This is a genomic window from Chryseobacterium sp. YIM B08800 (genome assembly GCF_026163565.1).
In the GTDB taxonomy this organism is placed as follows: domain Bacteria; phylum Bacteroidota; class Bacteroidia; order Flavobacteriales; family Weeksellaceae; genus Chryseobacterium.
In genome coordinates this window covers 116957-139942 of the sequence record NZ_JAPDKN010000002.1, presented here as the reverse complement: position 1 = coordinate 139942, position 22986 = coordinate 116957, and the positions used below count along the sequence as shown (strand labels likewise).

The following is a 22986-nucleotide window of genomic DNA, read 5'->3' as shown; positions in this document are numbered from 1 at the left end:
AAGTTAAAAATTTATGGTAATTGATACATTTTTTTGATGGAAAGATTCATTGTTTTATAAATCTCAAGACTTTCGTCTTGTAATAGTTGCTCATGCAATTCCAAAATTCTTTTGTCGTTTCTTACAGCAGGTCCTGTTTGGGCTGATTTAGGATCTATTTCGTTAATTTTCTGAACAGTTTCATTAATCAACGGTAAAAAATAATCGAACGGAATTTCCTGTGCATCCGAAATTTCCTTAGCTCTCGCAAAAAGATGATTCACAAAATTGCAGGCAAAAACTGCAGTTAAGTGAATGTATTTTCTCTTTTCATGAGTACTTTCCATTACATTATCTGAAATTTTAGAAGCCAATTCAGTTAAAACTTTTTGGTCTTCTTCTTTTTCTGCTTCAATAAAAAAGGGAATTTTCTTGTAATCTAAATCTTTAGTTTTAGAAAAAGTCTGTAAAGGATAAAAACTGGATTTCTTATAATCTCCAACCAAAATTTCTTTAGGTAGAGAGCCAGAAGTATGAGCAACCAAACAATCTTTTTTAGTAATCAACTTAGAAACAGCCTCTACGGAATTATCGCTTACGCAAAGAATATACAAATCTGAATCGACTAAATGTTTAGTTGAGTTTGGGATGTTTAATTCTTCCGAAATTTTATTTAATTCTTTCTCATTTCTTCCAAAGATTTGGGCTATAGATATTCCATTTTGAACGAAAGCCTTTGCCAAATGATAGGCAACATTTCCGGAACCGATAATAACTGTTTGCATAAAACAAAGATAGGCGTTTTTAGTTTTTGAAGGAAAGCTTAATGATAACGGAAGTTTTTGAATAAATATTATTGGTATAAATCTTAAAAGTTAATATATTGGACTAAAAATTGAATAAGTAATTTAACTTTTAGATATTTTTGTAATCCAAAACAATGAAAGCATCTTATGAAGATTAAAGACGCAGAAATTATTGCGCTGATGCAAAACCCACGAACACTTGAGAAAGGTATTCGGGTGTTGATGGATGCTTATCAGAGTAGATTATATTGGCATATCAGACGTATTATTGTAGATGGAGACCTTGCTCAGGATACTTTGCAGGAAACATTTATAAAAGCTTACCAAAATTTTCATCAGTTTAAAAATGACAGTCAATTGTACACTTGGCTGTACAGAATTGCAACTAATGAAGCTTTGCAGCAGATTAATAAACTGAAAAAGATGCAGAAAACTGATGAAGATCCGGAATACTACATGCAGAATCTGGTTGCCGATAACACACACAGTGATGCTGAAGAAATACAAATTTTCTTGCAAAGAGCCATACAAAGCCTGCCCGAAAAGCAGAAACTGGTATTTATGATGCGGTATTATGATGATTTACCTTACGAAGAAATATCAAAAATAGTTGATATGTCGGTAGGAACATTAAAGACAAATTATCATTACGCCAAACAAAAAATAGAAGAATATATCAAAGAGAATTACGAGAGATAATTTTTGAGAACCCACAACATGAAAGATTTTGATCTAGAAAAATTAGAACGCAAAAACATTTATAAAATGCCAGACAATATGTTTGAAAGCATTCAAAATAGAGTGTTGAGCGAGGTGAATGATTTTGATCTAGAAAAATTAGAACGAAAAAACATTTACAAAGTCCCTGAAAATATGTTTGAAAATATTCAGGACAGAGTAATGAGTGAAATAAAAGCTGAGCGAAAAGCTCCTATTTTCAAAATGAATTGGGGATATGCTGCAGCAGCGTCTTTGGCTCTTATTTTCGGAGCAACATTTGTATATCAATCTAATTCTGATTCTTCAACAAACGGAGATTCAAATCTTAACTATGCTGATAACAGAACAGCACCTAAAAAGGAAAGTCAGATAGCGTACGAAACTTTAGCATCAGATTTAACTTCAGTAGAAAATCATGATCAAAGAGTTGAAAGACAGTCGGATATAAAGCCTATGGTTTCGCAGGTTGTTAATAATAATTCTGGAAATCAGAATAAAAAAGCGGTAAAAACGGCTAATGAAATCCATATGAATGAATATTTGGAATCTCTTCCTAATTCAGAAATTGCAGAATTGGCAAACAATTCCAGTCAAGATGTTTATTTAGATTTATATAATTAAAAGAAAGATGAAACAAATATTATTTATACTTTTTATTATCTCAAGTTTTGGGTTAAAAGCCCAGATTAAAGAGTATGATTGGAAGAAAATGAGTCCCGATCAAAGAAAAGAGGTAATAAACAATCTTTCGCCAGATGAAAGAAAAGCACTTCTTACCCAATTCAGAAATAACATGGTTGTTGATATGCTGGATGTTGCACCTCAGGATAAAGCAGAATTTACTGCGATGTACAACGAGTATTTAGACAATCAGAAAAAAATAAAAAGTCAGTTCGATTCAAATTTTGATCCTGCAAAACTAACGGAAGAAGAAGCAAAAGTGAAACTTCAGCAAAGTTTTGATGTAGGACAAAAATTATTCGATAATAGAAAAAAGTATGCTGAGAAGATGCAGACTGTGATTCCTTGTCAAAAAGTCTTGAAGCTTTTTCAGTCTGAGGGAATGATGAGAGATAAGATGAATGAAAGAAAACCTCACGGCGGAAAAAAGAATGCTTCAGAATCGAAGCAAACTCCATAATAGTTTATTTTTTTAATGTTGGACGACTCTTGCAATTTATTGTGAGGGTCGTTTAATTTTTAGGAAATATCTATTTTTGCAAAAAAATAATTATGAAAAAAATATTTCAGGTTGTATTCTCTTTTATGGCAATCTTATCATTTTCTCAGGCTACAGAAGCTATCAAATTTAGAGGAAATATTACCAGATTTGATGATGTTACTTATAAAGGATTTAAGGTTTTAGATCAAAGACAAGATAAATCAATTGGTAGTATTCCTTTTGGGGAAAATAAAGAAATGAAAGAAGTTGTTTTTCCTACAACTCCAAGTAATGACTTTCAAGCTTGGTTTGATAGGGGAAATTCTTTAACAGGAAAAAATGAATTGCTTCTTATTTTAAAGAGATTAAAACTTTCAACTGGAGAAAGTGAAGGAAAGAAAACAAATGGGAAAATGGATTTCTCTGCTCAATTATTTCAAAAAGAAGGAGATAAATACAAGTTTTTGTATAAAAAAGATACTGTTTTTGCATTCCAGGATAAAGAAGTTTCGGAATTAATGGTAAAAAATATTCCAACGATTTTCTCCATTTTTATTAAAAAAGCTTACACTTTAGAACCCAGCCAAAAAGCAGTAACATTCAATGATCTTGCTGATTATGAAACATATATTAAAAACAATTATGAAGCCTTTAAAAATGAACAATTGAAGGATGGAATATATCTGGATTTCACTTCATTTTTCAATCAAAGTCCAGTACAAGGAAATTATGTTTTGGAAAGAAATGATAAAGGAGAAGTTACGAAAGCAATAAAAATAGAAAACGGAAAAAAGGAAAAAATACCTGCCTATAAAATGTTTGCTTATGTTGAAAACGGAAAAGCTTATAGAAAAACAATGTCTGGCTTCATAGAAATCAATAAAAATGAAAATGGATTTTATATAATCGCAAACAGAGGACATATTTTTCCGGCGCAGTATAACAGCACTTACGGAATGTTTGGCTTAATAGGTGCGGTTGCCGGTTCTATCGACCAAGCAGCCAAACAAAAGAAAATGAAAAATGAAGATAAAGAAGAAATTTACATAGATTCTTTGACGGGAGAATATGATTTTCAGGATTAATAAATTATAACAAAAGGAGAGACCGGAAAGTCTCTCTCTCTTTTATCTTTTATCAGTAGAATAAGAGTAAGGAAAATCTTTTTCATGAGTTCCTCGCTCTTTATTTGGCTGAGAAATCATATCAAATTTCAATGTTGCCCCTTTCATTAATTCTGAATGACTTAGCCAGTTTTTAGAATATTTTTTACCATTAAATTTTAATGAATTCACATAACGGTTTTCATTGCTGTTATTATCAGCTTTAATTTCAATCGTTTTTCCGTTTTCTAAATGAATAGTTGCTTTTTTAAACAAAGGCGCTCCTAAAATATATTGATCTGTCGCAGGAGTTACGGGATAGAAACCAAGCGCTGAGAAAATATACCAAGCCGAAGTTTGGCCGTTATCTTCATCACCACAATATCCATCCGGAGTTGGCTGATACAATCGATTCATCGTTTCGTGAACCCAATATTGAGTTTTCCAAGGTTCTCCGGAATAATTATAAAGATAAATAATATGTTGTGCTGGCTGATTTCCATGGGCATATTGACCCATATTGGCGTTGACCATTTCCTGAATTTCATGGATGGTTGAGCCGTAATAAGAATTATCATAAATTGGAGGTAATTCAAAAATCTGATCTAACTTTTTTGAAAACTCTTTTCTTCCGCCCATTAATTTTGCCAGTCCGTCAATATCCTGAAAAACCGACCATGTGTAATGCCACGAATTTCCTTCTGTAAAAGCATCTCCCCATTTTAAAGGATTAAAAGGAGCCTGAAAACTTCCATCCTGATTTCTTCCGCGAGCTAATTTTGTTTCAGGATCAATCACTTTTTGGAAATTCTGAGAGCGTTGGTAATATTCTTTCCATTCAGATTCCGGTTTTCCTAAAGCTTTTCCAAGCTGTGCAATCGCAAAATCGTCATAAGCATATTCTAAGGTTCGAGCAGCATTTTCATTGATTTTCACATCATAAGGAACATAACCTAATTTTTTATAATATTCAATTCCTAATCTTCCTGTTGCTTGCGGACCTTCATTATTAGCACCGTGAAGCAAAGCCTGATATAATGTTTCAATATCGTAACCTCGCAAACCTTTTATATATGCATCTGCAACCACTGAAGCCGAATTATTTCCAATCATAATATCAGAATAGGATGGGCTCGACCATTCTGGCAACCAACCACCTTCTTTATAATCATTAATTAATCCTTTTTGCATTTCAATATTGATGCTTGGATAAACTAAATTCAAAAAAGGGTAGAGCGCTCTGAAAGTGTCCCAAAAACCAGTTCCTGCAAAACGATATCCAGGCTCAGTTTTCCCAGAATAAGGGCTGTAATGTACAATTTTATCACTCTTATCAATCTCATACATTTTATGCGGAAAGCAAAGCATTCTATATAGACAAGAATAGAAAGTCCGCATTTGGTCGATAGTTCCGCCTGCAACTTCAACTTTTTTGAGCTTCTCATTCCAAGCTAATTTTGCTTTATTTAAAGTTTGATCGAATGAATCTTTGCTGAGTTCTCTTTGTAAATTTAATTCTGCCTGTTCTAAACTGATAAAAGAAGAAGCAATCCTTAAATTGACTTTTTCACCTTTTTTAGTTTCAAAACCAACTACTGCACCGCAATGATCTCCCGTAATTTCCAATGCATCTTTTACAAAATCTTTATCCTTCCAAGTCGAATATTTCGTAAAAGGTTTGTCTGCATAAATCACAAAATAATTTTTAAAGCCAATCAATTTTCCTCGGGAATATTTTGTTGAATAGCCTGTAATTTTATTTTGAGAAGGAATGATTGTTATACTAGAACCTTTATCAAAAGCATCTACCACAAACCAAGAATTTTCAGAACCGGGATAAGTTAAACGCATTTGTGCAGCTCTCTCGGTGGGAGTAAGTTCTGCAGTTACATTATGATCAGCTAAATAAACGCTGTAATAATAAGGTTTTGAGGTTTCCGATTTATGAGAAAACCAACTTGCTCTTTCCTCCTCATTAAATCGCATTTTCCCTGTTATCGGCATAATAGAAAACATTCCGTAATCGTTCATCCACGGCGAAGGTTGATGTGTTTGCTTAATTCCACGGATTTTATCTGCATCATAAGTATATTGCCATCCATTTCCGTTTTTTCCGGTTTGTGGAGTCCAAAGATTCATTCCATGCGGTACGGCAACTGCGGGATATGTATTTCCATTGGAAAGGGAAGGTTTTGAAAGCGTACCAATCATAGGATTGACAAATTCTTCTGGATTTTGTAGCGCTTTTTCAATCCATTGCGATTGAAATTGGGCAAAAGAAATAATGAAAAGTAGTATAAGAACTTTTTTCATGGATAAAATAATTTAAACACAAATATCACTAATAATATCACAAATTACACAGATTTAATATTAAAGTTTAAGATCATTTAAATTATTCAGGTTAATTAAGCGCTATTTCTAAAAGCCAAGTTCATCTTAATATTCTAAAATTCTTAACCGAAATCTTATGTAGATTAAATGAGATTTTTTATTAGTGTTTTAGTGGTAAAAATTTGTGGTATTCGTGTTAACATCAGATTTAAAATTAAGAATGATGAATTCTCCTGCATTTTTTTATCTTTGCAAATTACATAGTTCTTAAATGAAAAACATACGAAATTTTTGCATAATCGCCCATATTGACCACGGTAAATCAACTTTGGCAGACCGTCTTTTGGAGTACACTAATACAGTGACCCAAAGAGAATTACAATCTCAGACGCTAGATGATATGGATTTGGAAAAAGAACGTGGGATTACGATTAAATCTCACGCCATCCAGATGGATTATGAGCTTAATGGCGAAAAATATATTCTAAACCTTATTGATACACCAGGACACGTAGATTTTTCTTACGAAGTTTCCCGTTCGATTGCTGCTTGTGAAGGGGCGCTTCTTATTGTAGATGCTGCTCAAAGTATTCAGGCTCAAACGATTTCAAATTTGTATCTGGCTTTAGAAAACGACTTGGAAATTATTCCGATTCTTAATAAAATAGATCTTCCGTCTGCAAACCCTGAAGAAGTAACCGATGAAATTATGGGGCTTTTAGGATGTAAATACGAAGATGTTCTTAGAGTTTCCGGTAAAACAGGAGAAGGAGTTCACGAATTATTAGAGGAGATTGTAAAAAGAGTTCCGCCACCGGTGGGAGATCCTAAAGCGCCGCTTCAAGCTTTGATATTTGATTCTGTTTATAATCCTTTCAGAGGAATTGAAGCCTATTTTAAAATCGTAAACGGAAGTATTTCTAAAAACGAGAAAATTAAATTTTTCGCTACCGGAAAAGAATATGGAGCTGATGAAGTAGGAACTTTAAAATTAAAACAAGTTCCAAAGAAAACGATAGAATGTGGTGATGTAGGTTATCTTATTTCAGGGATCAAAGATGCCCGCGAAGTAAAAGTAGGAGATACGATCACGTCTTTTGTAAACCCAGCAGAAGCGCCTATCGACGGTTTTGAGGAAGTAAAACCAATGGTTTTTGCCGGAATTTATCCTATCGAATCTGAAGATTTTGAGGAATTAAGATTTTCATTGGAAAAATTAAGATTAAATGATGCTTCTTTGGTTTTCGAACCAGAAAGTTCTGCAGCATTAGGTTTTGGTTTCCGTTGTGGATTCTTGGGAATGCTTCACATGGAGATCGTTCAGGAGCGTTTGGAGAGAGAATTTAACATGAACGTTATTACCACGGTTCCCAACGTTTCGTATCACGGATTTTCTAAAAAGGATCCTGAAACTGCAATTTTAATCAACAACCCGTCTGAAATGATTGATCCGAATCTTTTAGATAGAGTAGAAGAGCCTTATATTAAAGCTTCTATCATTACAAAATCTGATTTTGTTGGAGCAGTAATGACACTTTGTATCGAGAAAAGAGGTGAAATTGTTAACCAAAGTTATCTGACAGCTGATAGAGTAGAATTGACTTTCAATATGCCTTTGGCGGAAGTTGTTTTCGACTTTTATGATCGATTAAAATCAATTTCTAAAGGATATGCTTCATTCGATTATTCACCAATCGGAATGCGAGCTTCTAAATTGGTCAAAATGGATATCCTGATCAACGGAGATATGGTAGATGCTTTATCTTCATTAATTCACGATTCTAATGCCTATTACATTGGTAAAAGAATGTGTGAAAAACTTCGTGAGCTTATTCCAAGACAACAGTTTGATATTGCTGTTCAGGCTGCTTTAGGAGCTAAAGTTATCGCAAGAGAAACGATTAAAGCTTTAAGAAAAGACGTTACCGCAAAATGTTACGGTGGAGATATTTCAAGAAAGAGAAAGCTTCTTGAAAAGCAGAAAGAAGGTAAGAAAAAGATGAAACAGATTGGTAGAGTAGAGGTTCCGCAATCAGCATTTATGGCTGTTTTGAAACTGAATGACTAGCTAAAGAACCAAGTAAAAAGGCAAGAGATAAAAGTAAAATCCGCAGAAAATTTCTGCGGATTTTTTATTTTACTTCAAAATAATGTCTTTGGTTTTTTATAATTTGTTTATCGTAATTCATTGTAAATTCATCTGATGAAGAACTTCCAGTCCAAATTTTAAATTTGCCTTGACTTTTTCCAGTTAAATAATTAACTGAGACAACAATGATTTCATCTGGATTGAGTTCTCAATAACGATATTGCCATCTGGAATCACCACATATAAAGGCATTGTCATTCCATATTGTTTGCCATTTATTTTTATCATTGAGAACAGCTAAAGGAAAATTTTTAAATTCAGAAAGACATAATTTTCGTCCAGAAATATTTTTTATAAATACAGGGAAAGCTTTATATTTTTTTATACCTCCAGTTTCGTAGTTGTAAGCATATTTTGGAATAGTATCCTGAATTTTAATTTCAATTTTTACATTACGATTGGAAAAAGAGTCAAAATCGATAGGAGTTTCAGAAAATTTTATTCTGTCAAAAGTTGGGTGAAAATATTTTAAGAGTTCTTTTTCCCTCTGTAATTCGTCAGCATTAATTATATAATTTGGATTTGGTTCGGGTGGAGCAATCATTGATTTGTTATATTTCACATCAATTTTAGCAGTATCTTTTCCAATATAGATTATTCCAGATCCGCTTTCTCCGATTCCATCATTAAACTTTTGAAAAGTTAATTTCTCGTCTTTTGGAAAATTCAAAACAATATCATCTGCAAAAGATTTCTCTTCTTTGCAGCTTATCAGGAATACAATTAAAATCAAAAGGAATTTATTCATTCAAACCTTTTTTTAAGAATTTTGAATGTACAAAAAAACCGCTTCAGTTGAAACGGTTTAGACTTTATTTTTTCGTATATTTTATTTCCATTGTTTTGTACTCTTTGCCTGTTTTAGAATCAGGACCGTACATTTCTAATGTTTGATGAGTATCATCTACATAAGTATAGACTTCTCTCATATTGCAGTCTTTTCCGGGTCTGGTAGGATCAGTCATTTTTCCTTTAAATTCAATTGATTTTTTGGATGCATCCCAGTCTCCTTCCATGGTCATCAATCCGGTTCCCATATTGTCGATCCAGGTGCTTACAAATTTCTTTTTGGCATTGTCATAACCTGTAATGCTCATTCCTTCAAAAGGCATTCCCATAAAATTCCCTGTGTGTTCGCTGGTTTGATACCTTCCGTCAAAAATCATTTTGTTGGTCGTAATTGAGGTGCTTGTCATGGGTTTTCCACCGTCTTCCATCCACATCGTATTTTCTCCGGACCAAACCCCGTCAGATTTTGCTAGCATTTTCTGCATATCTCCGGGAGTGGCAAATTCCATCCATGCTTTGTTTGCCGTTGCAGAATCTACCGGTTTCCACTCTTCATTGGCGATAGAATCTGCTCCGGTTGAAGTTTTTACATCGATTTTTGCTTTATCACAAGCGATAAACAGAAGAGCAGTACAGGCTGCAAAGAATAAATTTTTCATAATTGTTTAGTTTTAAGTTGATTATAAATGTAACAAAAAATAGAATTCGAAAAATTATTATTTTAATCTTGAAAATGAAATTTCTAATTGTTACTTTTGTGTACTCATAACGCAAATTAAATTATGGATTCTCCTAAAAAATTACAGGATATAAAAGTTGCTGTAGACGCAGTTATTTTCGGATATTTTGATAAAAAAGATCTTCAGATTCTTTTAATTAAAAGAAATATTGAACCATTCAAAGGTGGCTGGGCGCTTCCCGGAGGATTAGTTTTAGATGATGAAAATCTCGATGATGCTGTAAAAAGAGAATTACAAGAAGAAGCGGGTATAAAACCCGATTTTTTAGAACAACTCTATACTTTTGGTAATGTTGGTCGGGATCCTAGAAATAGAGTGGTTTCAGTGGCTTATTTAGGTCTGGTGAATCCTTCTTATCACGAGCTGTTTGCCGATTCTGATGCTGAAGATGCACAATGGTTCAGTGTCAATCAACTTCCGAAATTGGCTTTCGATCATCAAACGATTATTGATATAGCATTAAAAAGACTTCGTACAAAAATTCAATATCAACCGATTGGCTTCAATCTTTTGAATGATGAATTTGCTTTTTCTGATCTTGAAAATTTATACAAAACGATTATCGGAAAAGAAATCGACCGCCGAAATTTCCGTAAGAAAATCATGAGTTACGGATTGTTAAATGATACAAATACGTTAAAAAAAGAAGGCAGCGGAAGACCAGGAAAATTATTTACTTTCAATCAGGAAAAATATAAAGAGCTTGAAGAAGAAGGTTTTTATTTTGAAATCAAATAGTTTTTTGCCACTAATTCACGAATTTTTTGTCTTTAAATCAACTTGATAACTTTTAAAATCAAAAATAATTAACAAAATTATTCGTGCATTTGTGGCAATTCTTCATCGCAACGAATTATCGTTAAAATATTTTTATACTTGAAAATCAATCAATTAAATTAATTAGCGTAAAATAAACACAAATAAATTTGGAAGATAAAACCATAATCTTTTACATTTGTGTAATAATAACGCAATCATGAAATACACATTACAGAATATAGTTGAAAAATTTCAGAGAAAAGAAAAGCTAGACTTTCTATTCTTTTGGGGACATACAGTGAAAGATGAAATTACAAAAGCATGTTTCAGTCAATGGTTTCCTTTTGAGTTTCAGGAAAATGAAATCCGTTATAAAACGGCTGAACATTATATGATGGCTGGAAAAGCGAAATTATTTAATGATGATGAAATTTTAGAGAAAATTTTAAAAGCAGAAACTCCAAATCAGGCAAAAAGTTTAGGCAGAAAAGTCAAAAATTTTAATCCGAAAATTTGGGACGATCATAAATATGAAATCGTAAAACAAGGAAATTTTCTGAAATTTTCTCAAAATGAAAAGTTTAAGCAATTTTTACTTTCAACAAGCGATAAAATTTTAGTAGAAGCAAGTCCTTACGATACAATTTGGGGAATCGGAATGCTGGAAACGGATCCAAAAGCGGAAAATCCACAACAATGGAATGGTGAAAATTTATTAGGATTTGCTTTAATGGAAGTCAGAGACGAATTAAGAGGATAAAAACACAAAACCAAACACAAAATATTAATCATGAAAAAGACAGAATTACATCCGCAAATTTTCATAATTGAGAATTTTCTGACTGATCAAGAATGTGATCATTATATTGAATTGACCAAAGATAAAGTCTTTGAAGAAGCGAAAATAAAGATGGGAGGTCGACAAATGATGAGCAAAGGAGTTAGAAATAATGACCGACTGATGATTTTTGATAATGATTTGGCTGAAAATCTTTTTCAAAAAGCAGTGGAATTTCTTCCTCAGACTCATGAAGATTATCAAGTTTTGGATTTTAATGAAATGTTCAGAATTTATAAATATTCTTCAGGACAGAGATTCAAAATGCATAGAGACGGAAGCTACATCAGAAATGAAAATGAGAAAAGTTTTTACACTTTTTTGATTTATCTGAATGACGATTTTGATGGTGGAGAAACAGAATTCGAAAATTTATTCACTGTTGCTCCGATAAATGGTTCTGCATTGGTTTTTTATCATCCTTTAAGACATGAAGGAAAAACTTTAATCAGTGGTTTAAAGTACGTTTTGAGAACAGATGTAATGTATTCTAAAAAATAATTCGAAAAGAATTAAAGTAAAACTATGCAGTTTTTAATTAGTGTAAAAACAACACAAAAAATAAATTATGGAAGAAGACTTAAAACCCAGATTCATCGAGTCATTGCAAAGAAATAATGACCAGATAAGAGAAGACCGTGCCCGAATTATCGGAGAAGATGCAGAGCTGATTTACAGGCGGAGAGTAGAAGATATCGAACTGAAAATCAAAAGAGTGGGAAGAGAACAGGAAGGCTTGATCGACATCAGTCCTTTAGACAAAAACAGTTTAACATTCGCTGATTTTCAGCCGGAAGCATTCGTTCAGAGAGACATAGAATTATCATTAATCATCAGAAATTTAAATATTCAATTAGAATTAACAAGAACAAGATTCGAATATTTATTTGGCAAAAAATTTTAAGTTATGGGAAGTACAAGATATGACATGGACGCTCGTTTTGACAGAGCAAAGAAAGCAGGATATGCATCAAAATCTGCAAGTGAGATTTTCACGCAGAATGCAAAAAGAAAAGCACATGAATCTATGAATCCACATGGTATTTCCTTCAGAGAATCGAGAGATTCTGCGGTTCATCCGAATTCAGTTCCTATTATTTTAGGGCTTGATGTGACAGGAAGTATGGGACATATTCCTTATGATTTGATTAAAGAAGGTCTCCCAAAATTAATGGGTGGAATTATTCAGGGTGGAGTTCCCGATCCGGCACTTTTATTCTTAGGAATCGGAGATCATGAATGCGACGGTTATCCTTTACAGGTCGGTCAGTTTGAATCGGGAGATGAAGAGCTTGATATGTGGTTAACAAGAACTTACATCGAGTCCGGAGGTGGAGGAAATGCAGGAGAAAGTTATTTATTGGCTTGGTATTTTGCGGCTTTTCATACAAGAACGGATGCCTTTGAAAAGAGAAATCAAAAAGGATTATTGTTTACTGTTGGTGACGAACCTTGCCTGAAAACACTTCCTGCTTCTGCGATCAGAGAGATTATGGGAACGGGTCAGCAAACTTTCAAACACACGGAACTGTTGGCGGAAGCTCAGAAGAAATATGAAGTTTTTCACATCAGCGTTTTACATTCCGGACAGGCTGTCGATGCAGACAAAGGCTGGAAAGATCTATTGGGGCAAAACTGTTTGTCTATTGAAGATTACAGAGATGTTCCAAAGGTGATTAAAGATGTAGTTTGCAGTAAATTTAAAGATCGTTTTACGAAAACAATAGAGAATTTAGGGTTAGATAATATTCAAATGTATTAAGAAATGAAAACAGCACAAATAATTATAGGCTTAGGATTTGGGGATGAAGGCAAAGGCATTACCACCGATTTTCTGGCTCAGCAACATCCTGAGTCTGTAGTTATTCGGTTTTCAGGAGGTCAACAAGCGGCGCATACGGTGATGATTGATGATAAAAAACACATTCATTCCAGCTTTGCAAGTGGTGCGCTGCGTGGTTTGCCTTCGTATTTTACAGAACATTGCACGATTCATCCGACATTTTTATTCAATGAAAGGGAAGAATTAATTCAAAAAAATGGAAATATAGAATTGTATATTCATCCGTTGGCGAAAGTGACAACACCTTTTGATGTTTTGTACAACAGAAAAAATATCAAAAACTTAGAACACGGAACTTGTGGAAAAGGAGTGGGTGCAACAATGAAAAGAAATGAAAGTCCGTTTAAATTATTTGCCGTTGATTTGATCGCTCCAAGAACAATGTTGATTGAAAAATTGAAAGGAATCGCTAATTATTACGGTTTTGAAGAAGATGAAGAAATTATAAATGTATTACAGGATTTTTTGGATGCTATCGATAAAATTGATTGGAAAATAGAAGGTTATGAATATTTAAAATCATTTGAACATCTTATTTTTGAAGGAAGCCAGGGAATTTTATTGGATATGGATCATGGAGTTTTTCCGAATGTGACTTTTGCAAATACCACTTCAAAAAATGCGTATGAAATCTGTCAGTTACTAAAAATTGAAGATATTGAAATGTTTTATGTGACCAGAAGTTATTCAACCCGTCACGGAAGCGGATGGATGAGCAATGAAAAATCATTAAATCTGAAAAATAATGAAGAAGAAACCTGTACTTTTAATGAGTTTCAAAAGGATTTACGTTTCGGAGATCTAGATTATGATTTGTTGAATTATGCGCTGAAACTAGATGAAGCTTATGTTGTTGCTCAAAAGAAAAATCTGGTGGTAACCTGCTTAGATCAATTGGATGAGACATTTAAAATTGAAAATATAAAAGTAAAATTTGATCAGGTTTTTGGATCTTACTCGCCTTATTCAAAGGATTTTAAAAGAATTGATTGAAATCAAATCTCGTGAAAACTATTTGTGATCTTAGTTAAGTGAAACGTCTTTGCGAACTTAAAAATATACATCAAGTTTTAAAAAAAATCTTTGCGGACTTTGCGTTAAAAAAATTAAAAATAAAAAAACACAACATGAAAACAAAAACACTATACAGACCCGTCGGAGAAAAAGAAATGATTTTAATTATTGAAAGCAATTTCAAAAAATTTCCTCCAAGACTCGAATGGCAAACGATTTTCTACCCCGTTTTAAATGAAGATTACGCTTCCGAGATTGCAGAAAAATGGAATGCCAGAGATGAAGGAGGAAATTATCTCGGTTTTGTTACCCAATTTGAAGTGTTGGAAGAAGAGATCAATAAATATCCTGCCCAAAATGTCGGAGCCAAAAATCATAATGAATTATGGGTTCCTTCGGAAGAATTGGATACTTTTAATCAGGCAATTGTAGGAAATATTAAAGTGACAAAAGTATTTATGGGGAAAGATTTTAAAGAGCCTGCGAATGCGGATGTAGAAAATTTACTACTAAACATAAAAAAACTAACGATGACAAATAAAGGAATGGCAAAAGATACATTGGAAATCCTTGCCAAGAAATATTATATAAACGAACACAACGAAAAAATAAATATAGAAAACGAACTGGAAATTTCCACAAAAGGAACCATTTTATATTCGCCGGAACAACTTTCGGAAATGACAAAAGATGAACTTCCTGAAACTGGTTTTCAAACTCAGTTTGAAGTCTGGAGATGCAGTTCTTTAAAAGCAATTTTAAAACTAGCTGAAGAGGAAGATCAGGAGAAGATCATGTGTCTGAATTTCGCATCAGCAAAAAATCCGGGAGGAGGTTTCATCAACGGAGCTGAAGCTCAGGAAGAAAGTCTGGCAAGAACTTCTGGATTATATGAGACTTTGCTTAAAGGTTGGGATTATTACAAAATTCATCGCGAAATGGAATCTTGTTTCTACACCGATATGATGATTTACAGCCCGAAAGTTCCGGTTTTCAGAAAAGATAAAGGCGAATTGTTACCAAAAGCCGTTTTATGTAATTTTATTACGTCTCCGGCGGTGAATGCAGGTGTTGTAAAACGTCAGGAACCAGAAAGAGTTCACGAGATTTTCGGCGCAATGGATGTAAGAACAGATAAAATGTTGGCTTTGGCTTTACATCAGGGAAATGAAACCCTGATTTTAGGAGCTTGGGGATGTGGTGTTTTTAAAAATGATCCAAAAGAAATTGCAGAATTATTTAAAAAGCATCTTCACGGAAAGTATAAAAATAAATTTAAAAGAGTGGTTTTTGCGATTCTCTCGAAAAAAGAGGAAATGATAACGCCGTTCGAAGAAATATAATGGACATCAAATTAAAAAAATATAAAGAACAACTACAAGATTGGCCTCAAGAAGGACATCACATCATGGCTCAATATGATGATGAAAAAATCGTTGTTTATCAGTCGTATCGAAAAGAAATAGGTGAATTTGCTGTAAAAAATCAATATTTTGGTGGCGCATTCAGTCTGGAAAGAATGACTTGGATAAAACCTAATTTTCTTTGGATGATGTATAGAAATGGTTGGGGAAAAAAGGAAGGTCAGGAATATGTTTTAGCGATTCATTTAAAAATGGACGCCTTTAAAAGATATCTTGAAAATGCTGTTTATTCTTCATACAATGAACGACTAGGAATTTCTAGAGAAGAATGGCAAAATCAAGTAAAAGAATCTTCTGTGAGGTTGCAGTGGGATCCGGATCACGACCCTTTTGGTGTAAAATTGGAAAGAAGAGCGATTCAGATTGGTTTGAGAAATGAATTCATCAAATCTTTTGCGAAAGAAGATATTATTTTAATCGAAAATATTTCGGACTTTGTGCAAGAACAATATCAATTTGTATTAAAAGATGATTTGGATAATTTAATTCTTCCCGAAGAAAAACCATTGCTGTTTGATGATGAAGATTTAAATAAAAAATTAAGGTTAATTTAAATATAACAAACATGAAGGCTTATAAATATAGATCAATAGAAAAGAATGTTTTTGAAAGAGATTTTGAAACAATTAAGAATAATTCTTTTTACTCATCAAATTATAATATGTTGAATGATCCATTTGATATTTATTTTAATGAAGAAATCTCTCAAGTTATAAGTCTTTTGAAAACGCTATTTCCATATCAAGAATTAGATAATTTCGAGAACCAATTTAAAAAAGTTTTAAATTTTAAGGAAGAAATTGGAGTTTATTGTTTAAGCAAAGACTTTTTGAATGAACAACATTGGGCTTATTATGCAAGTTCTTATTCCGGATACTGTATCGAATATGATTTAGAAAAATTAATTGATAAGAGTCAGAACTTTGATTTCCAATATAAATTCGACATTGATTATAAAGATAATATTCCAACTTTAGGAATTGATGATCTTACAAACTTACAGGATGGCTTTATTAAAAAAATGTTTGCTACTAAAAAATCGACGTGGAAGCATGAAGAAGAAATAAGGTTAATTTTTGATAAGTATGGAATGAAAAAATTTCATCCTTCTGCCATCACGGGAATTTATTTTGGAATTAAAACACCAGAAATAATTAAGGAATCTTTTTATGGACTTTTCAAAGATTTAGACGTAAAATTTTATGAAGTATTTCCATCTAATTTTAAATTAGACTTTAAATTGATTCATGAAACAAAAAGAAAGTTAAAGTATGATTTAAATAAGTTTGATTTCAATATAATTAGATATCGAGAAAATAGATTTGAAGAAATTTTTGATGTTTATTTCAAAATGGAAAATCAAAATGAAGATGAACTTAAAGAATTCATTCTAGCATTTAGAGAAAAATATAGTGTTAAGGAAAGCACTTTATACATTTATAATAATGAAGAAATCACAGGTCTTTTAGATGTTTATCCAAAAAACGATGATCAATACATTAAACTTGCAAATTCTTTAATCACTTATTTAAATAATGATGAATTAGAAATTATTTATTATCCCTATAAAGATTCTAAATATCATGAAATAATAAATATGTCATGAAAAAACTAATACTTTTAGCAACATTTACCCCAATTTCTTATCTGTTTTCCCAAGAAAAAGATTCAATCAAGGATATTCGGGAAGTTGTGATACAAAGTGAGGCAGGAAGATTGCAAGCGGTGAATTTTCACAATATCAATCCTGCTAAAAGTATCAGAAATGTTGGTCAGGAACCTTCTTTTTTATTATCGGAATCGGTTCCGTCTGTGACTTCCTACTCAGATACTGGTGGAAACAACGGATATTCTTATTACAGAATTCGTGGGATCGATCAGACGAGAATCAATGTTTCGATCGATGGAGCGCCGATGAATGAGCCGGAAGATCAGGGTTCTTATTTTTCGAATTATCCTGATATTTTTAATTCTTTCGACAAAATCCAGATTCAGAAAGGAGTCGGTTTGTCGAAGAACGGAACGGCAAGTTATGGTGGAAGTATTCAGTTATTCTCTCCGGATTTGAGTGAAAAGAACTTTGAATTTGGAGCTAATTACGGTTCATATAACTCGATGAGATTGTATGGAAAATATACATCAGGAATTAAAAATAATAAAGCAATTCATGTAAGATTGTCGGAGATTTATTCGGATGGTTATAAGTACAATTCCTCTAATCATGGACAGTCTGCGTTTATCAGTGGTGGAATTTGCAAGGATAAAAGTATCTGGAAATTCAATGCTTTGATGGGAAATCAGAGAAACGGACTGGCTTGGTTGGGCGTTACGCAGGAACAAATCGAAAAAGATCCGAGAACCAATGGAAATCGTGATGAAAGAGATCGCTTTTTCCAAACATTTTTGCAGGTTTTTAATCAGACAAAAATAAGTGAATCTTCTTCGCTTCAAAGCAGTATTCATTATACGTATTTGAATGGAAATTATGATTTTAATTGGAATAATTTCATCGGATTACCGGAAAACGGAGAAATGTATAACTATGCTTTTGCGTCTAACTTTTTAGGGTTTTATTCTAATTTTCAGAATAAGTTTAAAAACGGGAAAATTGTCACAGGAATTAATGGAAATATCTATCACAGAAATCATGTCGGAAGCGAAATTTCTTTTGGAGAATTGTATAGAAACACAGGTTACAAAAATGATGTAAGTGCTTTTGCTCAGGCGGAATTCAAGGCAGGAAAATGGATTTTTTCAGGGGATGTTCAGTACAGATTTGCAGATTTCAGATACAAAGGAGATCTTGAAATGGATAAAATAGAATGGAATTTCTTTAATCCGAAAGTTGGAGTTAATTATTTGATAGACAACAATTCAAATGTGTTGTTCAGTTTGGGAAAAGTAGGAAGAGAACCGACGAGAAATGATATTTTTATGGGAAATGATAATCTGATGTTCGACGAAAATAATCAGTTGACGCTTGGAACAATAACGCCTGAATATATAACTGATTATGAGTTAGGTTACCGTTTAATAAAAAGAAAGTAAAGCTTGAATTTAATCTGTTTTATATGAATTTTAAAAATGAAATTGTATTAAACGGAAATTTCGGACCCAACGGATTAGCTTTGACGAATAAAGTAGATAAAAGTTATAGAATGGGGGCAGAATTATCAGTAAATTACCAGATTAATGAGCATTGGAACCTGAAAAATAATTCGTCTTTTGTTTACGCTAAAATTAAAGAAGAAGATATTTCGTTTAGCCCGGTATTGACTCCGAAATTTATTGTAAATCAGGAATTAAACTATAAATTGAAAAGCTTAACAATCAATTTAACTTCCAGATTTCAGGATAGTTCGTATATGGATTTTTCTAATGTAACTAAACTTCCATCGTATGTAATTTTCAATTTAGGAGTTTTATATGATTGGAATCAATGGCAAATAGGATTTTTCGTGAATAATGTTACGAATAAACGATATTTCAACTATGGATATACAGAAGCTGATGGCACGGGAAAATATTTTATTCAGATGCCGAGAAATTTTATGGCTTCTTTAAAATTTAAAGTTTTTTAAAATGAAGGGTTTTGTATTTGGGAAATTTTATCCGTTTCATATCGGTCATCAAAAAATGATCGAATTTGCCCTTGAAAAAGGAAGTGTAACGGTTTTAATTTGTGCAGAAGAAAATGAAAAAATCGACGGAAATATTCGAAAAAAATGGATTAAAGATACTTTTCCCAACAATAAAAACCTGAAGGTAAAAGTATTTAAATATAATGAAAAAGATTTTCCGAACACTTCGGTTTCAAATTGGGATGTTTCCAAAAGATGGAGTGAGGTTTTTAATGAATATTTTAAGGATGAAAACTTTTTGGTAACCTCAGAAGAATATGGAGAAATGCTTTCTGTGATCATGAATATTGAACATTTTATGTTTGATGAAAACCGAGAAAATATTCAGATTTCGGCTTCAGAAATTAGGAAAGAGATATTTAAGAATTGGGAATATTTGCCGTTATCGGTTCAGAAATATTTTGCATTAAAAGTTGTTTTTCTGGGAACAGAGTCAACAGGAAAAACCGTGATGACGAATAACATTTCAGAATATTTTAAAGCCAATAAAGTTTCAGAAGCGGGAAGAGATTTAATCCGGAATTCTAAACAATTTGAATTCGAAGATCTGAAAAAAGTGTACACCGAACACGCCAACAGAATTGAAAAAGTGAATCACGGGGAAAGTTTTTTAACCTTAATTGACACCGATGTTCACATTACAAAATCTTATGCTGAGTTTGTTTTTGGACGAAAATTAATTGTTCCGGAAGAAATTACAGAGAAAAATAAAGCCGATTTATATCTTTATTCAACAAAAGATGCAGAATACGTTCAGGACAGAACCCGCCTTGAATTTGATGAAAGAAACAAGTTGGACGAAAGCCACCGAAAAGTTTTAAAAGAAAACAAAATTGATTTTCTAGAGATTTCAGGAACTTGGGAAGAAAGAGAAAAAATGGCAATTGATAGTATTGAAAATTTAATTTTAAAACAAAAAATACGATTTAAAGATTCATAAGATCTTTGCTGAGTGAAACGCCTTTGCGAACGAAAAATATTTTCAAATATTTTAAAAAAAACCTTTGCGAGCTTTGCGTTAAAAATAATTATAAAAACAAAAAACAAATGAAAAAACTAACCATATTAACCGGCGCCGGAATAAGTGCCGAAAGCGGAATAAAAACTTTCAGAGACGGAGATGGTCTTTGGGAAAATCATAGCATAACCGACGTGGCAAGTCCGGAAGGATGGCGAAAAGACAGAGCTTTGGTTTTGGAATTTTATAACCAGAGACGTCGTCAACTTCATGAAGTTGAACCAAATGATGCGCACAAATTAATTGCCGATTTGGAAAAACATTTCGATGTTCAGATTATCACGCAAAATATCGATGATTTGCATGAAAGAGCGGGTTCTAAAAATATCATTCATCTTCATGGCGAATTATTTAAGTCATGTTCTTGTAACAATAAAGCTCTGATTTACGAACAAAAAAACGACATCAAGATCGGTGATAAGGCGGAAGACGGGGCTCAATTGCGACCTTTTATTGTTTGGTTTGGAGAAGACGTTCCATTGATGAATGAAGCAACGAAAAAAGCAAAGGAAGCAGATATTTTCTTAGTAATCGGAACGTCTTTGCAGGTTTATCCGGCTGCAGGATTGCTTCATGATATTAAAGATGACTGTCTTTTAATTGTCATCAACCCCAACGAAACAGGCTTCGGATACGGACAAAGAGCGGTCGTAATGAAGGAAACCGCAACGAAAGGAATGAAATTATTGTACGATAAATTGTTAAATCTTGCGTAATGGAAAATATTGTAAAAGCAGGGATTTTTGGCGTGTGTATTGGCGATGCATTGGGTGTTCCGGTGGAGTTCAATAAAAGAGAAACTTTAAAAGTTTTCCCTGTCGAAAATATGCGGGAGTTTGGTTCTTGGAATCAGCCGAAAGGAACCTGGAGCGACGATAGTTCACTAACGCTTTGTATCGCAGAAGAATTGACAAAAGGCTTTGATCTCGAGAAAATTGGAAAAAGCTTTGTAAAATGGAATAAATTCGGACATTGGACAGCTCACGGAAGGCTTTTCGATATTGGCGGAACGACAAGACATTCGATTGCGAGATTAATTAAAGGAGAAAGTGCCAGATTTTCAGGAAATATCTTTGAAGAAGATAATGGAAATGGTTCTTTAATGAGAACGCTTCCCTTGGCTTTTTATCTTAAAGATGAAGAAAATATTGAAAAATTATATCAGGTTGTAAAAGAAGTTTCTTCGATAACTCATGGGCATTTCCGTTCAGTCTTTGCGTGTTTTATCTATGTAATTTTTGCGCTTGAATTAATAAAAGGAAAAGATAAAAAAGAAGCATATCATCATACCCAAATTGTCAGTTTGAAATTTGCAGAAAATCAAGGTTTTAACCCAAAAGAGGTTCGGCTTTTTGATAGAGTTTTAAAGAATGATATTTCAAAATATGACGAAGACACAATTAGTTCAGGAGGATACGTTCTTCATAGTTTAGAAGCATCATTATGGTGTTTTTTAAATTCTGAAAGTTATTCTGAAGCAGTTTTAAAAGCTGTCAATTTAGGAGAAGATACCGATACAACAGGAGCAATCACAGGCGGAATTGCAGGAATTTATTATGGCTTTGAAAATATTCCTGAAGAATGGATTGCGGAGTTGGTGAGGAAAGAGGATATTGAAAAGCTTTGTGAAAAATTTTATAATAAATTAGAATGGAAAACATAGTGAAAGCAGGGATTTTTGGAGTTTGTATCGGTGATGCTTTGGGTGTTCCGGTAGAATTCCGAAGTCGTGACCAACTGAAACGATCACCAGTTACGACAATGAGAGCTTTTGGAACTCATCGTCAACCGATTGGAACATGGAGTGATGACAGTTCTTTAATGCTGTGTCTTGCGGATAGCCTTTGCAAAGAATATGATTTGGAAGATATAGCTTTAAAGTTTTTGCAATGGTATAATGCAGAAATCTGGACTCCACATGGAAGTGTTTTCGATATTGGAATTGCCACTTCACAAGCCATTCACAGAATAAGTAAAGGAGCATCCCCGACTTTATGTGGCGGAACAAGTGAATTTGATAATGGAAATGGTTCTTTAATGAGAATATTACCGTTATTATTTTACATTAAAGATTTTCACATTGAAAAGCGTTTTGATATTGTAAAAGAGGTTTCCAGCATTACACATGGGCATATTCGTTCTGTTCTGGCTTGTTTTATTTACTTGGAATTTGCTTTAGAAATTTTGAAAGAAAAAGACAAATGGGTAGCTTATAAATCAATGCAAAATACAGTTCGGAATTTCTTAGACAGCAACCCTATTTGTTCACAAGAAGAAATGGATAAATTCCACAGAATTTTAGAATTAAAAGTTGGCGAATATGACATAGACCCATTACACACTTTGGAGGAAGAAGAAATAAGTTCATCGGGATACGTACTGTCAAGTTTAGAAGCCTCATTATGGTGTTTTCTAAATTCTGAAAGTTATTCTGAAGCAGTTCTGAAAGCAGTCAATTTAGGAGAAGATACCGATACAACCGGAGCAATCACGGGCGGAATTGCAGGAATTTATTATGGCTTTGAAAATATTCCTGAAGAATGGATTGAGGTACTTGTTAGAAAAGAGGATATTGAAAAGCTTTGTGAAAAATTAAATGAGAAATTAAGCAACAATGATCGAATTATATAAATTTATTTCAGAAGAAGAATTATTAGAGATTAGAGA

24 protein-coding genes are annotated in these 22986 nt (G+C 33.0%); 20 read left to right on the top strand and 4 right to left on the bottom strand.

What is annotated here, in order from left to right; all coding sequences use genetic code 11:
• Window positions 1-11: 11 nt before the first annotated feature.
• Entirely contained in the window at window positions 12-764 is a 753-nt protein-coding gene (locus OEW74_RS00965) for a Rossmann-like and DUF2520 domain-containing protein (protein WP_265426703.1), read from the bottom strand.
• Between the two features lie 168 nt (window positions 765-932).
• Here OEW74_RS00965 and OEW74_RS00960 point away from each other — a divergent pair, with 168 nt between their 5' ends.
• The 4 genes from OEW74_RS00960 (at window position 933) to OEW74_RS00945 (ending at window position 3752) form a co-directional block, all read left to right on the top strand.
• On the top strand, window positions 933-1484 hold the full coding sequence (locus tag OEW74_RS00960; RefSeq protein WP_265426702.1) for an RNA polymerase sigma factor: 552 nt from the start codon (window positions 933-935) through the stop codon (window positions 1482-1484).
• Between the two features lie 18 nt (window positions 1485-1502).
• On the top strand, window positions 1503-2126 hold the full coding sequence (locus OEW74_RS00955; protein ID WP_265426701.1) for a hypothetical protein: 624 nt from the start codon (window positions 1503-1505) through the stop codon (window positions 2124-2126).
• A 7-nt stretch (window positions 2127-2133) separates the two neighbouring features.
• Window positions 2134-2646, top strand: coding sequence for a hypothetical protein (locus OEW74_RS00950; protein WP_265426700.1), 513 nt, complete (start codon window positions 2134-2136; stop codon window positions 2644-2646).
• 92 nt (window positions 2647-2738) lie between these two features.
• Window positions 2739-3752 carry a hypothetical protein gene (locus tag OEW74_RS00945; RefSeq protein ID WP_265426699.1) on the top strand — a complete coding sequence of 338 codons (1014 nt, stop codon included), beginning with the start codon at window positions 2739-2741 and terminating at the stop codon, window positions 3750-3752.
• Window positions 3753-3794: 42 nt separating this feature from the next.
• Here OEW74_RS00945 and OEW74_RS00940 read toward each other — a convergent pair whose 3' ends face one another.
• Window positions 3795-6083, bottom strand: coding sequence for a GH92 family glycosyl hydrolase (locus OEW74_RS00940; protein ID WP_265426698.1), 2289 nt, complete (start codon window positions 6081-6083; stop codon window positions 3795-3797).
• 292 nt (window positions 6084-6375) lie between these two features.
• Here OEW74_RS00940 and lepA point away from each other — a divergent pair, with 292 nt between their 5' ends.
• A complete protein-coding gene (gene lepA, locus OEW74_RS00935; RefSeq protein WP_265426697.1) occupies window positions 6376-8172 on the top strand; it encodes a translation elongation factor 4 in 1797 nt (598 codons plus the stop codon).
• Between the two features lie 229 nt (window positions 8173-8401).
• Here lepA and OEW74_RS00930 read toward each other — a convergent pair whose 3' ends face one another.
• The gene (locus OEW74_RS00930) at window positions 8402-9001 is read right to left on the bottom strand and encodes a hypothetical protein (RefSeq protein WP_265426696.1); all 600 of its coding nucleotides are present in this window, start codon (window positions 8999-9001) and stop codon (window positions 8402-8404) included.
• A gap of 64 nt (window positions 9002-9065) precedes the next feature.
• Window positions 9066-9701, bottom strand: coding sequence for a DUF1579 domain-containing protein (locus OEW74_RS00925; RefSeq protein ID WP_265426695.1), 636 nt, complete (start codon window positions 9699-9701; stop codon window positions 9066-9068).
• A gap of 123 nt (window positions 9702-9824) precedes the next feature.
• Between OEW74_RS00925 and OEW74_RS00920 the strand changes: the two genes are divergently transcribed.
• The 15 genes from OEW74_RS00920 to OEW74_RS00850 all read left to right on the top strand — a co-directional run bounded on the left by OEW74_RS00920 (window position 9825) and on the right by OEW74_RS00850 (window position 22950).
• A complete protein-coding gene (locus OEW74_RS00920; RefSeq protein WP_265426694.1) occupies window positions 9825-10520 on the top strand; it encodes an NUDIX hydrolase in 696 nt (231 codons plus the stop codon).
• Window positions 10521-10758: 238 nt separating this feature from the next.
• Entirely contained in the window at window positions 10759-11301 is a 543-nt protein-coding gene (locus OEW74_RS00915; protein WP_265426693.1) for an NADAR family protein, read from the top strand.
• Between the two features lie 30 nt (window positions 11302-11331).
• On the top strand, window positions 11332-11880 hold the full coding sequence (locus OEW74_RS00910; RefSeq protein ID WP_265426692.1) for a 2OG-Fe(II) oxygenase: 549 nt from the start codon (window positions 11332-11334) through the stop codon (window positions 11878-11880).
• Between the two features lie 67 nt (window positions 11881-11947).
• Window positions 11948-12283, top strand: coding sequence for a hypothetical protein (locus OEW74_RS00905; RefSeq protein WP_265426691.1), 336 nt, complete (start codon window positions 11948-11950; stop codon window positions 12281-12283).
• Window positions 12284-12286: 3 nt separating this feature from the next.
• Entirely contained in the window at window positions 12287-13141 is an 855-nt protein-coding gene (locus tag OEW74_RS00900; RefSeq protein WP_265426690.1) for a hypothetical protein, read from the top strand.
• A gap of 3 nt (window positions 13142-13144) precedes the next feature.
• Window positions 13145-14215: an adenylosuccinate synthetase gene (locus OEW74_RS00895; RefSeq protein WP_265426689.1), complete on the top strand. Its 1071-nt coding sequence runs from the start codon at window positions 13145-13147 to the stop codon at window positions 14213-14215.
• A gap of 134 nt (window positions 14216-14349) precedes the next feature.
• The gene (locus OEW74_RS00890; RefSeq protein WP_265426688.1) at window positions 14350-15579 is read left to right on the top strand and encodes a TIGR02452 family protein; all 1230 of its coding nucleotides are present in this window, start codon (window positions 14350-14352) and stop codon (window positions 15577-15579) included.
• Entirely contained in the window at window positions 15579-16214 is a 636-nt protein-coding gene (locus tag OEW74_RS00885; protein WP_265426687.1) for a DUF4291 domain-containing protein, read from the top strand. The genes OEW74_RS00890 and OEW74_RS00885 overlap by 1 nt, the downstream gene beginning before the upstream one ends.
• Window positions 16215-16225: 11 nt before the next feature.
• Window positions 16226-17266 (top strand): DUF2971 domain-containing protein, encoded by a 1041-nt coding sequence (locus tag OEW74_RS00880; RefSeq protein ID WP_265426686.1) that lies wholly within the window; start codon window positions 16226-16228, stop codon window positions 17264-17266.
• Entirely contained in the window at window positions 17263-18708 is a 1446-nt protein-coding gene (locus OEW74_RS00875) for a TonB-dependent receptor plug domain-containing protein (RefSeq protein WP_265426685.1), read from the top strand. Before OEW74_RS00880 ends, OEW74_RS00875 begins: the two co-directional genes overlap by 4 nt.
• Before the next feature lie 23 nt (window positions 18709-18731).
• On the top strand, window positions 18732-19241 hold the full coding sequence (locus tag OEW74_RS00870; RefSeq protein ID WP_265426684.1) for a TonB-dependent receptor domain-containing protein: 510 nt from the start codon (window positions 18732-18734) through the stop codon (window positions 19239-19241).
• A 1-nt stretch (window position 19242) separates the two neighbouring features.
• Window positions 19243-20241, top strand: a complete 999-nt coding sequence (locus OEW74_RS00865; protein ID WP_265426683.1) for an AAA family ATPase — start codon at window positions 19243-19245, stop codon at window positions 20239-20241.
• A gap of 107 nt (window positions 20242-20348) precedes the next feature.
• Window positions 20349-21035 (top strand): SIR2 family NAD-dependent protein deacylase, encoded by a 687-nt coding sequence (locus OEW74_RS00860; protein WP_265426682.1) that lies wholly within the window; start codon window positions 20349-20351, stop codon window positions 21033-21035.
• Entirely contained in the window at window positions 21035-21982 is a 948-nt protein-coding gene (locus tag OEW74_RS00855) for an ADP-ribosylglycohydrolase family protein (RefSeq protein WP_265426681.1), read from the top strand. The genes OEW74_RS00860 and OEW74_RS00855 overlap by 1 nt, the downstream gene beginning before the upstream one ends.
• Window positions 21970-22950 (top strand): ADP-ribosylglycohydrolase family protein, encoded by a 981-nt coding sequence (locus OEW74_RS00850; protein ID WP_265426680.1) that lies wholly within the window; start codon window positions 21970-21972, stop codon window positions 22948-22950. Before OEW74_RS00855 ends, OEW74_RS00850 begins: the two co-directional genes overlap by 13 nt.
• The last annotated feature ends 36 nt before the right edge of the window (window positions 22951-22986 follow it).